Annotated in this window: 11 protein-coding genes; all 11 read left to right on the top strand. The window is 40.9% G+C overall.

Translation table 11 applies throughout. The features are described from left to right. The first annotated feature begins 14 nt into the window (after window positions 1-14). The 11 genes from dxs to Q0P34_RS04890 all read left to right on the top strand — a co-directional run bounded on the left by dxs (window position 15) and on the right by Q0P34_RS04890 (window position 13321). Window positions 15-1850: a 1-deoxy-D-xylulose-5-phosphate synthase gene (gene dxs, locus Q0P34_RS04940; protein WP_294953724.1), complete on the top strand. Its 1836-nt coding sequence runs from the start codon at window positions 15-17 to the stop codon at window positions 1848-1850. A gap of 2 nt (window positions 1851-1852) precedes the next feature. Next, on the top strand, window positions 1853-2659 hold the full coding sequence (locus Q0P34_RS04935; RefSeq protein WP_294953722.1) for a TlyA family RNA methyltransferase: 807 nt from the start codon (window positions 1853-1855) through the stop codon (window positions 2657-2659). 12 nt (window positions 2660-2671) lie between these two features. Then, on the top strand, window positions 2672-3529 hold the full coding sequence (locus Q0P34_RS04930; RefSeq protein WP_294953719.1) for an NAD(+)/NADH kinase: 858 nt from the start codon (window positions 2672-2674) through the stop codon (window positions 3527-3529). 2 nt (window positions 3530-3531) lie between these two features. Continuing rightward, window positions 3532-3984: an arginine repressor gene (argR, locus tag Q0P34_RS04925; protein WP_294953717.1), complete on the top strand. Its 453-nt coding sequence runs from the start codon at window positions 3532-3534 to the stop codon at window positions 3982-3984. Next, window positions 3977-5644, top strand: a complete 1668-nt coding sequence (recN, locus tag Q0P34_RS04920; RefSeq protein WP_294953715.1) for a DNA repair protein RecN — start codon at window positions 3977-3979, stop codon at window positions 5642-5644. Before argR ends, recN begins: the two co-directional genes overlap by 8 nt. Before the next feature lie 30 nt (window positions 5645-5674). Next, window positions 5675-6895 (top strand): tyrosine--tRNA ligase, encoded by a 1221-nt coding sequence (tyrS, locus tag Q0P34_RS04915; protein ID WP_294953712.1) that lies wholly within the window; start codon window positions 5675-5677, stop codon window positions 6893-6895. 163 nt (window positions 6896-7058) lie between these two features. Then, complete coding sequence (ligA, locus tag Q0P34_RS04910) at window positions 7059-9029, top strand: NAD-dependent DNA ligase LigA (protein WP_294953709.1); 1971 nt, start codon at window positions 7059-7061, stop codon at window positions 9027-9029. A gap of 43 nt (window positions 9030-9072) precedes the next feature. Then, window positions 9073-9867 (top strand): hypothetical protein, encoded by a 795-nt coding sequence (locus tag Q0P34_RS04905; RefSeq protein ID WP_294953706.1) that lies wholly within the window; start codon window positions 9073-9075, stop codon window positions 9865-9867. Window positions 9868-9880: 13 nt separating this feature from the next. Beyond that, window positions 9881-11302, top strand: a complete 1422-nt coding sequence (gene murD / locus Q0P34_RS04900) for a UDP-N-acetylmuramoyl-L-alanine--D-glutamate ligase (RefSeq protein WP_294953703.1) — start codon at window positions 9881-9883, stop codon at window positions 11300-11302. Window positions 11303-11304: 2 nt separating this feature from the next. Beyond that, window positions 11305-12321 (top strand): M42 family metallopeptidase, encoded by a 1017-nt coding sequence (locus Q0P34_RS04895; protein WP_294953700.1) that lies wholly within the window; start codon window positions 11305-11307, stop codon window positions 12319-12321. Continuing rightward, window positions 12314-13321 (top strand): M42 family metallopeptidase, encoded by a 1008-nt coding sequence (locus Q0P34_RS04890; protein WP_294953697.1) that lies wholly within the window; start codon window positions 12314-12316, stop codon window positions 13319-13321. Before Q0P34_RS04895 ends, Q0P34_RS04890 begins: the two co-directional genes overlap by 8 nt. The last annotated feature ends 2 nt before the right edge of the window (window positions 13322-13323 follow it).

Here is a 13323-nt window from a genome sequence, read left to right as displayed (position 1 = left end):
AAAGAGTTGAGTTTATGTCATATCTTGAGAATATAAATTCTCCAAACGATATTAAAAAACTTAATATTCAAGAGTTAAATAGTCTGTGTGCAGAGATAAGAGAGCTTATGATTGATACCGTTTCAAAAAACGGAGGGCATCTTGCCTCTAATCTCGGCGCCGTGGAATTAACCGTTGCCTTGCACAAGGTGTTTAATTCTCCGTCGGACCAAATTGTTTTTGATGTCGGTCATCAGTGCTATACACACAAGATTTTAACAGGCAGAAAGGATGATTTTGCCACTCTGCGAACAGAGGGCGGCATAAGCGGATTTACAAGACCGTCGGAAAGCAGACACGATATTTTTTCCTCCGGTCACTCATCAACCTCAATTTCATCTGCTATCGGCTTGGCAAAGGCAAAGTCGTTAAACGGTGATAATGGTAAGGTCATTGCAGTTATCGGTGACGGTGCATTGACGGGCGGACTTGCATATGAGGCTCTGAATAATTCAGGCAACGAGAATAACAATCTCATAGTTATCCTTAACGATAACAATATGTCGATAAGTGATAATGTTGGCTCAATGGCTAAAAATCTTAACCACATCAGAACATCACCTAAATATTTTACATTCAAATCAAGGGTAAGACGTGCTTTGGCAAGACTTCCAAGACTTGGTCCGCAGGTGTCAAGATTTATAACATTAACAAATCAAACCTTGAGAAAAATTCTCTACCATTCCACGATGTTCGAGGACCTTGGCTTTAGGTATTACGGTCCTATTGACGGGCACGATATTGAGGCTCTTATTGATGTTTTATCGGTTGCAAAGGTGCATAATCATAGTGTTTTAATTCACATAAATACAGTCAAGGGTAAGGGTTATGAGTTTGCCGAAAAGAATCCGTCAAAATTCCACGGAATAGGCAGATTTAACATAGAAACCGGCGAGCCTGTCTCATCGGGTGCAACGTATTCATCCGTGTTCGGTAATTATTTGTCGGAACTTGCCGAAAAGGATAAGCGAATTTGTGCCATTACCGCTGCAATGAGTACCGGTACGGGACTTGTAGGCTTTTCAAATAAGTATCCCCAAAGATTTTTCGATGTAGGCATTGCCGAACAACACGCCGTAACCTTTGCCTCGGGTCTTGCCAAAAACGGTATGATTCCGTTTTTTGCCGTGTATTCAACATTTCTTCAAAGGTCATATGACCAATTAATTCACGATGTTGCAATGCAGGGCTTAAAGGTTGTTTTTTGCATTGACAGAGCAGGCTTCGTCGGCGAGGATGGTGAAAGCCATCAGGGTGTGTTTGATACTGCATATCTTATGAGCGTTCCTAATCTTACCGTGTTAGCTCCGTCATCGTTTGATGAGCTAAAGGATATGATGTATCAGGCTGCGTACAGAGAAAACAATGCCGTTGCTATACGTTATCCGCGTGGCAGCGATGATATGCATATAGACGGCTACAAATATGAAAGAGCGGATTATGACATTTTCGGTGATGCTACAAAGGAAAAATGCATTGTGTCATTCGGCAGAGAATTTCATAATTGCTATAACGCTCTTGAAGAAATTGACAACGCTTTTGCAATAAAGCTCAATAGGATTAAGCCTATAAACCCAAGTGTTATAAATACACTTAAGGGCGTTAAGGAGGTTTATTTCTTTGAGGAGGGTATAAGGTCAGGAGGCGTAGGCGAATGCTTCGGCTCTCTCATTGCAGAAAGCGGACTTAACATAAAATTCAAGCACATATGCGTTAATGATGAATTTATCAGGCAGGCAAGCGTTGAAAGTCAGATGAAGGCTTATAAGCTTGATAAGGATTCAATAATTAAAACAGTTAATCGGGAATAATTATGCAAAAGAAAACAAGACTTGATGTAGCTGTATTTGAGCAGGGCTATGCTCCGAGCAGAGAAAAGGCAAAGGCTCTTATTATGGCAGGCATCGTGTACGTAAATAATCAAAAGGTTGATAAGGCAGGCTTTGAGCTCAAGGAAGGTGATGTCCTTGAGGTTAGAGGCAAAACATTGCAGTATGTCTCCCGCGGCGGCTTAAAGCTTGAAAAAGCAATGCAGGAATTTCCTATAAGTCTTGCAGGGAAGATTTGTATGGATGTCGGTGCGTCAACAGGCGGATTTACCGATTGTATGCTTCAAAACGGGGCTGTTAAGGTTTACTCTGTTGATGTAGGATACGGTCAACTTGCGTGGAAGCTTCGTACCGACGAACGTGTTGTTAATCTTGAACGAACAAATTTTAGATATGCATCAAGAGAGCAGATTCCCGATGAAATTGATTTTGCGTCTGTTGATGTGTCATTCATTTCTCTAAAGCATATTTTGCCAAATCTAAATGCTTTGCTTGCAGATGACGGACAGGCAGTTTGTCTTATCAAGCCACAGTTCGAGGCCGGCAAGGAAAAGGTTGGCAAAAAGGGTGTTGTAAGGGATTTGGCAGTTCATCTTGAGGTTGTTGAAAATGTAATTGACCTTTCAACTGCAAACGGCTTTAGTGTTTGCGGTCTGCAATTTTCTCCTATTAAAGGTCCGGAGGGCAATATTGAATATTTGATTTATCTTAAAAAATCCAAAAATCCCGCAGTTGATGAATGTATTGATGCAAGGGCTCTTGTTAATATGTCACACAGTGAACTTGCTTAAGTAGGTGAGGTTATGAAAATAGCTCTTTTTCCAAATATTTATAACAGTGATGTTGAAAAGCTGACCGAACAAATTCTCGGTGTTTTGGTCGGCTTGGGTATTGATGTCGAAATTGCAAGGTGTAATACCGATATTGATGACATCACCAAGCCTCTGTTTGCAAATCAGGATGAGCTGATAAGGCGCAACGATGTTATGATAGCAGTCGGCGGTGACGGAACAACGCTTAATATTGCAAAATCCTCGGCACTTTACGGCAAAATGACTCTTGGAATTAATGCCGGCAGGCTCGGCTTTATGAGTGGCTTGGAAAGAGATGAGCTTAATCTTCTTAATTGTCTTTCAACCGGTCAGTATGAGGTTGAGGAAAGAATGATGATTAAGGCAGAGATTATCGATGCAAACGGCAATTCTCAGGTTCATCAATGTCTTAACGATGCCGTGCTGTCAAGAGGTGACCTTGCACGGTTGATTGATATTTCCGTTACCTGTGAGGGTAGGCTTGTAACAGACAGCAGAGCCGACGGTATGATTTTTTCAACTCCTACCGGCTCGACGGCTTATTCAATGGCCGCAGGCGGACCTGTTGTAAGCCCCGATAATTCCTGTGTTGTTGCAACACCGATTTGTCCTCATTCGTTGATTAACAGAAGCATTGTTTTTTCACCGGACAAGGTGCTTGAAATTTCTGTTTCCAATGACAGAAATAACAATGCTTATCTTTCTATTGACGGTAAGCAGTCAATTCCTGTTGACGAGAATACAAAAATTATTATTTCCAAATCGGAATATACTGCAAAGCTTATAAAAATCAAGCCGGATAATTTTTATGAGATATTAAACAAAAAGCTTCTTGAAAGGAGAATATGACCTTGAAAAAAAGAAGACAGGCAAAAATCATAGAATTGATTTCTCAAAACGAAATAGAAACTCAGGAGGAGCTTCAGGATTTGCTTAATCGATATGGCTTTGAGGTTACTCAGGCTACGATTTCTCGTGATATAAAGGAGCTTCGTCTTGTAAAGGATTTGTCATCAAAGGGCAGATATGTTTATTCGACAGGCAAAAAGAGTATAGAAAATGTAACTCACCGAGCAGGCGGAATTTTTAACGAAACCATTATCAGCATAGATTATGCTCTTAACACGGTAGTTATCAAGTGCTTTGCAGGTATGGCAAATGCAGCCTGTGCGGCAATAGATTCCATGAGCCATGACGAAATCCTCGGCACTATTGCCGGTGACGACACCATTTTTATCCTTTGCAGAACAGAGGAAATTGCATCAAGCTTTACAAATAAATTGAGGAATATGTTAAATGCTTAAAACATTGAGTATTGAAAATATTGCTGTAATAGAAAAAGCGGATATAGAATTTTCTACAGGCTTTAATGTTCTTACAGGTGAGACGGGTGCGGGTAAATCAATTATTGTTGATTCTATCAACGCAATCCTCGGAGAAAGAACATCAAGAGAGCTTGTCCGTACAGGCAGTGAAAATGCCTGTGTTACGGCTTTTTTTGAAAATGTAAATAAGGATACGACACAAAAGCTTGAGGATTTTGGCCTGCCATGCGAGGCAGACGGAACCCTCATGCTGTCACGCCGAATTTCCTCTTCAGGCAAATCGACCTGCAGGGTAAACGGCTGTGCGTGTACCGTGTCAATGCTTAAAGAAATCGGTAATATTCTTGTAAATATTCACGGTCAGCACGACAGTCAGGTACTGCTTAATACCGATATGCACTATCGCTTTGTTGATATGTACGGCGAGCTTGACGAATTGTTGCTTGAATATCAGTCTTCTTTTAAGAGGCTGTTATCTGTAAGAAAAAGGTTAAAGGCATTAACCCTTAATGCAGATGAACGAGACCGAAGAATAGAGCTTCTTGATTATCAAATTAAGGAACTAACCGATGCAGACATAAGGGTAGGCGAGTGGGAGGAATTAAAAAAACGTCGCAATGTAATTATCAATTCCCAAAGCCTGTTGCAATCGCTCAATTCTGCACTTGATGCCTTTAACGGCGGTGATGATTATTCGGGCATTGCAACCCTGCTTTCTTCTGCGTCAAAGGAAATATCAGCCGTTGCGGATTTGGATGATGAAATCAAGGCGGTTTACGATAGGCTTCAATCTCTTTTTGACGGTGCAGAGGCCGTAAAGGATATGCTTATATCAAGAATTTCTGCGGTTGATTTTCAGCCTGAGGAGCTTGACAGGATTGACGAAAGGTTAGATTTATATTATTCTTTTTCAAATAAGTATGGCGAAACCGAACAGGATATGCTATACTATCTTGAACAGGCTGTTAAGGAGCGCTCTGCCTTTGATAATTCGGAGGCAGAATTGGAGCGACTTAATGACGAATATGATTTGATATTTAACGAAACAACAGCACTTGCACAAAGGCTGACGGATTGCAGAAAAGAGTCTGCACAAAGGCTTGGTGATGATATTTGCAGTCAGCTTGAGTTTTTGGATATGCCGAAAATCAAGTTTGTTACATCCTTTGAAAAAGGGAATTTGTCGTCTACCGGATGGGATAAAATAGAATTCCTTATTTCAACTAACGCCGGTGAGTCTGCAAAGCCGTTGTCTAAAATTGCGTCTGGCGGTGAGCTTTCCCGTATTATGCTTGCCATTAAAAGCATAATTGCAAAAAAGGATAATGTTGACACCTTGATATTTGACGAAATAGACACGGGTGTAAGCGGTAAGGCAAGCAGAAAAATCGGCCTAAAGCTCAAGGAGCTCGGTGGCTTTGCACAGGTGCTTTGCGTTACTCATTCGGCACAGATTGCTTCCGTTGCCGACAGTCATTTCCTTATTCAAAAGCAAGTGAATGACGGCAGAACATATACAAACGTCACTACCCTTGATTATGATGGCAGAGTGAATGAGCTTGCAAGAATTATGGGCGGCATTGATGCTACGGATTCGCTTTTGAAATCAGCACAGGAGCTGCTTGATACAGACAGATAATTTTTTATAACAAATTTGGAGGATATAATAATGGGAGTTTATGAAGAGCTTGTAGAGCGTGGGTTAATTGCTCAGGTAACCGACGAGGAGCAAATCAGAGATTTGGTTAATAACGGAAAGGCAGTTTTTTATATTGGCTTTGACCCAACCGCAGATTCGCTTCACGTAGGTCATTTTATGGCGCTCACTCTTATGAAGCGCTTGCAGGAGGCAGGCAACAAGCCTATCGCCCTTATTGGTGGCGGTACTGCTATGATAGGCGATCCGTCCGGCAGAACGGATATGCGCCAAATGATGACTAAGGAAACAATAAATCATAACTGCGAATGCTTCAAAAAGCAGATGTCAAGATTTATCGACTTCGGTGAGGGCAAGGCTATGATGGTCAACAATGCCGATTGGCTTCTTGACCTTAATTATATCGAGGTACTTCGTGAAGTTGGAGCTTGCTTCAGCGTAAACAGAATGCTTGCCGCAGAGTGCTATAAGCAAAGAATGGAAAAGGGACTTTCTTTCCTTGAATTCAACTATATGATTATGCAGTCATACGACTTCTATGCTTTATACCAAAAGTACGGTTGTAATCTTCAATTCGGCGGTGACGACCAATGGAGCAATATGATCGGCGGTATGGAGCTTATCCGCAGAAAGCTCGGCAAGGATGCAAACGCAATGACCATTACTCTTCTTACAAATTCAGAGGGCAAGAAGATGGGCAAAACCCAAAAGGGCGCCGTTTGGCTTGATGCCGAAAAAACAACACCGTACGAGTTTTATCAGTATTGGCGTAATGTTGATGACGGTGATGTTATCAAATGTATGAAGCTTCTCACCTTCATTCCTATGAGCGAGATTAATGAATATGCAAAGCTTGAGGGCGCAGAGCTCAATAAAGCAAAGGAAGTGCTTGCATATTCACTTACCGAGCTTGTTCACGGTAAGGATGAGGCTGACAAGGCACAAACTGCCGCAAAGGCTTTGTTTGCCGGTGGTTGTGATGACAGTAATATGCCGTCAACAACAGTTGAGGATGCCGACTTTGATGACGGAAAGGTAACAATTCTTGCGCTTATGATTAAGGCAGGTATGATTAAATCAAACGGTGAAGGCAGAAGACTTATTCAACAGGGCGGTGTCAGTGTTGATGATGTTAAGGTAACAGATGTTTTTGCTACCGTATCAAAGGATGATGTTGCTAACGGTATTATTATCAAAAAGGGCAAAAAGGTATTCCGCAAGTTTACATTATAATCAATTATCAAATTTTAGCTCCCCTTGTTCGTAATCAAGGGGAGCTGTCGCTTTTATGTGCAACTGAGGGGATAAATTGTTGAATCTAATTTTTCGTACTATGTGTTGATAATTATGCATTATAATGTTATAATAATTATATTATTGATTTTGGTGGTTAACTATGGAAGACATTAAACATAAAATTGAAGAGCTGAGGAAAACCCTTCGTTATCATTCGGACAGATATTATAACGATGATGCACCTGAAATTGAAGACTACGAGTATGATATGATGATGCGTCAGCTTAAAGAGCTTGAGGAAAAGTATCCCCAGTACGACACCGTTGATTCTCCAACCAAAAGAGTAGGCGGCCGTGCAGATAATTCGTTTGAAAGTGTTGAGCATACAGTTAGAATGGAAAGTCTGCAGGATGCATTTTCTAAGGAAGAAATTTTTGATTTTGACCGCAGAGTGCACGATGCTGTAAATAATGTTCATTATGTTGTGGAGCCGAAGATTGACGGCCTTTCGGTAAGCCTTGAATATGTTAACGGTGAGTTTGTGCGTGGCTCAACTCGCGGTGACGGTAATATCGGCGAGGATGTTTCCGGTAACATTAGAGTTATTCATAATGTTCCTCTAAAGCTAAACAGAGCAATTCCCTTTATTGAGGTTAGAGGCGAGGTTTATATGCCTAAAAAAAGCTTTGAGAGGGTGGTTGACCGTCAGCTGATTAACGGCGAAAAGCCATTCAAAAATCCACGAAATGCTGCGGCAGGCTCACTGCGACAAAAGGATAGCAGGGTTGCGGCCGAAAGAGGTCTTGATATTTTCGTATTCAACATTCAGCAAATTGAGGGTGTTACGCTTAATTCGCACAAGGAAAGCCTCGATTTTCTTAAAGAGCTTGGCTTTAATACTGTTCCTTATTATGAGCGCGTTGACAATATCAAAGATGCTTTTTCAAGGGTTGAGGAAATCGGTGAAAGACGCGGAAGCCTTGAATTTGACATCGACGGTGCGGTAATTAAGGTTGATGATTTTGCACAGAGAGAACAGCTTGGCTCAACTGCAAAGTTTCCAAAGTGGGCGGTTGCCTTTAAGTATCCGCCCGAGGAAAAGCAAACAAGGGTTGTCGATATTGAAATTACAGTTGGCAGAACGGGTAAGCTGACTCCTACCGCAGTGCTTGAGCCTGTTCATCTTGCCGGTACTACTGTTTCAAGGGCAACACTTCACAATCAGGATTTTATCAACGAAAAGGGTGTAAACATAGGCGATGTTGTTACCGTAAGAAAGGCAGGGGACATCATACCCGAGGTACTTTGCGTTAATGAAAAGCACAGTAGCTCAAATTTTGTTTTCCCTGACGTTTGCCCGTCGTGCAACGAAAAGGTAGTCAGAGAAGCTGATGAGGCGGATATTAGGTGCATAAACCCCGAATGTCCTGCCCAGCTTTTAAGAAACCTTATTCATTTTTGCTCGCGTGATGCGATGGATATTGAGGGACTTGGACCAAGTATTATTGAAACCTTTGTTAACGAGGGTATGATAAACAAGGTCACTGATATTTATCACCTTGATAAAGATGAAATTGCACGCCTCGACGGCTTTCAGCAAACAAGCGCCAATAATATCGTCAGCTCTGTTGAGGGCAGTAAGAATAATGATTTGGGCAAGCTTATATTTGCTTTTGGTATTCGTCATATAGGTGCAAAGGCGGCAAAGCTTTTGTCTGATGAATTTGGAAATATGGATAATATTCTTAATGCGTCAAGAGAGGCATTACTTGATATTGAAGGCTTCGGCGAAATAATGGCTGACGCTGTATATGATTATTTTCATACCGACAGTGCCCTTGAAATGATAAACGAGCTTAAGGCTGTCGGGGTAAATATGCAAAGTAATACTGTTATTAAGGATGACAGATTCAGTAATATGACATTTGTTTTGACAGGTACCCTGCCAACCTATAAACGCTCCGAGGCTGCAAAAATAATTGAGTCCTTCGGCGGAAAAACCTCATCATCAGTCAGCAAAAAAACAACATATGTTCTTGCGGGTGAGGCAGGAGGCTCAAAGCTTGATAAGGCTGCTCAGCTCGGTATTCCTGTTATTGATGAAAACGATTTTAATGAAATGATTAAGTGATATGAGAGAATTTCGAAAAAAACAACAAAAATTGAAAAGAATAATGAATACGGTTTGTATTTTAACTGCATTTTATCTTTTTGTTTATATAGGCGTTGAACCCATGCTTGCAAAAGCTCTCGGCAGTACAGTAACCTTGATTGCCGCTTATTTGTGCGATATCCTTGTGGTTGTGTGTATGGCAGTGCTGTTTTCGTATTTTTCAAAATACGGCAAAAGTGACAAGTTTCTTGAGCATATTGAGGATGAGCTTGATGATGTAGGCTACTATTTAACGGCACGCAAGGAAAGCAATATTGAGGAGTTTTACGGCAGTGTAGTTAACGATTTAAGAAATAATTCATTCTCGGTTGATGAAAAAGTAGAAATTGACGGCTTTGAATTTACTGCAAAGGCTGTTAAGGGTAAAAGTGTAATCTATATTTTGAAAGAAAATGAGGTTGATAAAAACGATTTGCTTGCATATCAGGATTCTGCAATTTTTGATTTGACCTCAATAAGCGTTAAGCGCAAGGCAAATGCCGTTATGCTATACATTTGTGATAAGGCAACGGATGATGCTGTATCACTTTCAAAAATGATTACACCTCTTGGTAAAAAGGAGCAAATAGTTTTTGCAAACGCCATAGTAGAGTTAAGCTCGGGAAGGTGTTATTTCCTTGGAAATAGGCCTACAAAATGTCAACAGCTGATTGCTAAATTTGCATTAGGCTGTGATGTTCCTATTGATGATAAGCTTAAGGGTACGCAAAAGCTTGAGTTCCAAACAGAGCTTGAGGAACATATGAAGGAATTTAACATAAAGGATTATAAAAACGGAACATTTTATGCTCATTAGGGAGGCATTTTTTATGACACCGGCTGAAAAGTATTTAGATTCAATAAAAGGAAAAAAGGTTGCATTTGTCGGAATGGGTGTTGCCAACACACCCTGTGCAGAGTTTTTGGCAAAAAACGGAATAGAAACCTATGCCTGTGATATGCGCGATAAGGAGTATATCGGCACTGATGTGTGCAGGCATCTTGAAGAATTGGGTGTTCATTTTTCCTTGGGTGAGGGGTATTTGGATATTTTACCTCAAATGGATATTGTATTTCGCTCTCACGGCATCCTGCCGTTTCAAAACAAGTGGATTGGCGAATGTATTAAAAGAGGTCAAACCGTTACAACTGAAATGGAGGTGTTTTTCAAATACTGTCCTTCAAAGATTATTGCAGTAACAGGCTCCAACGGAAAAACAACAACCACTACTCTTATTTCAAAAATGCTTAATGCACAAGGATATAAGGTTTTTCTCGGTGGAAATATCGGCAAGGCGCTAATGCCTGCCTTAGAAGAGATAACCGAAAATGATATTGCTGTCGTTGAGCTTTCGTCATTCCAGCTTTTAACTATGGGAAATATGGTAAATAAGCCCGATATTGCAGTTGTAACAAACATTGAATGTACCCATCAGGATCATCACATAAGCCTTGATGAATATGTTGACGCAAAGCGCAATCTGCTTATATATCAAAACGAAAGCCAAAGAACTGTTCTTAATGCAGATTGTGATTACTCAATCGGCAATACCGTATATCACGATATGAGGTATGATGTAAGAGGCAGGCTTTATCAGTTTTCTGTTAAGCATCCGGTGGAAAACGGTGCTTATATGGATGATAACGGTGATATTTACTTTGCACAAAACGGCAGTAAAGCTTTTGTTATGAATAAAAGCGATATTGTTATTCTCGGCGTTCATAATATTGAAAATTACTGCACGGCTATCAGTGCAGTATGGGGTATGGTGGATGTTGATGTCATTAAAAGAATTGCACAAACCTTTGGTGGTGTTGAGCATAGAATAGAATTTGTCAGAGAGGTTGATGGGGTAAAGTATTATAACGATTCTATTGCAACCTCACCAAGCCGAGTAATCAGCGGATTAAAGGCTTTCGGTACAAAAATTATTGTTCTTATGGGCGGAAGCGACAAGGGTAACGATATGTCCGAAATGGTGCCGTATATACTCAAATATGTTAAGCTTCTTGTTCTTAACGGTGCAACGGCAGAAAAAATATACGACGCTGTCGTTTCTCATCCCGATTATGAAAAAAGCGGTATTGTTATTAAAAAAACAGCTACAATGCAGGAGGCTTTGGATATTGCACGACAGGATGCCGTTGCGGGTGATATAGTTTCTCTTTGTCCTGCATGTCCTGCATTTGATCAGTTTAAGACCTTTGAATACAGAGGCAGAGAATTCAAAAGATTGGTTAACGGATTTTAATTATGGATACTTTAGATTTGCTGAAAAGCTTGACATCAGCCGTTGGTGTCAGCGGAAAAGAAAACAATGTATGCAGCTTGCTTTGCAATATTCTTAAAGAATACGGCGAGGTTAATGTGGATGCAATGAATAATGTAACCTGCACCTTTGGCGAGGGTAAACACTTTTTGCTTGATGCTCATATTGACGAAATAGGTATGATAGTAAAGGCTGTTACCGATGACGGCTTTATTAAAGTAGATAAATGCGGAGGTATTGATGCCCGTATGCTTCTTGCAAGTGAGGTTTCCGTGTGGGGAAAACGAGAGGTTAAGGGCGTTATTTCAAATCTTCCTCCTCATTTGCAAAAGAGTGATGATAAAAAACCGCCAAAAATTGATGAAATATCAATCGACATCGGTATGACAAAGGACGAGGCATTGGAGGTTATATCTCTCGGTGATCGTGTAACATTTAAGCGTAATTTTCAAAAGCTTTTGGGTACGCAGGTATGCTCATCCGTTCTTGATGACAGAAGCGGTGTTGGGGCAATTCTTTTGGCTGTTGAAAGGCTAAAGAATATTAATGCAAAAATTACCGTGTGCTTTTCTGCACAGGAGGAGGTTGGCACAAGAGGTGCCGGCGTTGCAGTATACGATAAGGATGTTGACGAGGCTATTGTTGTTGATGTTTCGTTTGGATATACTCCGCTTTGCAAAAAGTCAGATTGCGGAGAAATAGGCAAGGGCGTAATGATAGGCTTTTCTCCGATATTAGACTCTTCAATGTCAGGTTTAATGCAGGAAACAGCAAAGAAAAATAACATTCCTTATCAGGTTGAGGTTATGGGCGGCGGTCATACAGGTACAAATGCCGATGTTATCACTATTTCTCAAAGCGGTGTTAAAACATCGCTGCTGTCTATTCCGCAAAAGTATATGCACTCTCCTGTAGAAATTGTTGATACAAGGGATGTTGAGGCTACTGCCGAGCTTATTGTGCAATACATTAAAGAGAGGGTTGGTGATGTAAATGCTTAAGGATTTGTGCTTGTTAAACGGAGCATCCGGTGACGAGGGTGCTGTGCGTGATTATATCATCAATCAAATTAATGATTACTGTGAATATAGAGTTGATAATTTGGGCTCTGTTATTGCCTTTAAGAAAGGTAAAAAGGCGTCTGATGTTAAGGTCAGCATAAATGCTCATATGGATGAGGTGGGCTTTATCGTTACGGGTATAACAGACGACGGATATTTGAGATTTGCCTGCGTCGGAGGTATTGACAGCAGAGTATGTCTCGATCGAGTAGTCAGCATTGGAAAAAACGGTGTAAAGGGCGTTATTGCCGATAAGGCTTTTCATCTTCTTTCTTCTGACGAAAAGGAAAAATGTCCTGATTTTGACAGCCTGCTTATTGACATCGGTGCCGCAAGTGCTGATGAAGCAAGGCAATATGTATCACTCGGCGACTTTATATATTTTGAAAGCGATTATTACGAGCTTGGTAACGGGTATATCAAAGCAAAGGCTCTTGATGACAGAATAGGCTGTATGCTGATGATTGAGCTTATTAAAAGCGAGCTTGAATATGATACGTATTTTTGCTTTAACGTGCAGGAGGAGGTTGGCCTGCGTGGCTCAAAATGTACCTCATTCAGTGTTAATGCCGACATTGCCATAGTGCTTGAATCAACTACGGCTGCAGATTTAGACAATGTTCGCGGTGCCGACAGGGTATGTGCTTTGGGTGACGGTCCGGTTATTTCCTTTATGGATAACAGAACGATATATGACAGAGCCTTGTACAATCTCGGCTTTGATGTTGCAAAGGAAAATAACATTCCCGTACAAACCAAGACAGCCGTTGCAGGCGGAAACGATGCCGGTGCAATTCAAACAAGCGGTAGCGGTACAAGAGTTATGGCTATTTCATTGCCAACCCGCTACATTCATTCCGGAGCAAGCGTTGTAAAGGCTTCGGATATAGAATATACAAGGAGCTTGATAAAAAAGCTTTTACCGAGGCTTTATGATTAATT

The organism is uncultured Eubacterium sp. (assembly GCF_945980375.1).
In the GTDB taxonomy this organism is placed as follows: domain Bacteria; phylum Bacillota; class Clostridia; order Oscillospirales; family Acutalibacteraceae; genus Eubacterium_R.
The sequence above is the reverse complement of the archived record's forward strand: the minus strand, read 5'-3'. Positions and strand labels throughout refer to the sequence as shown.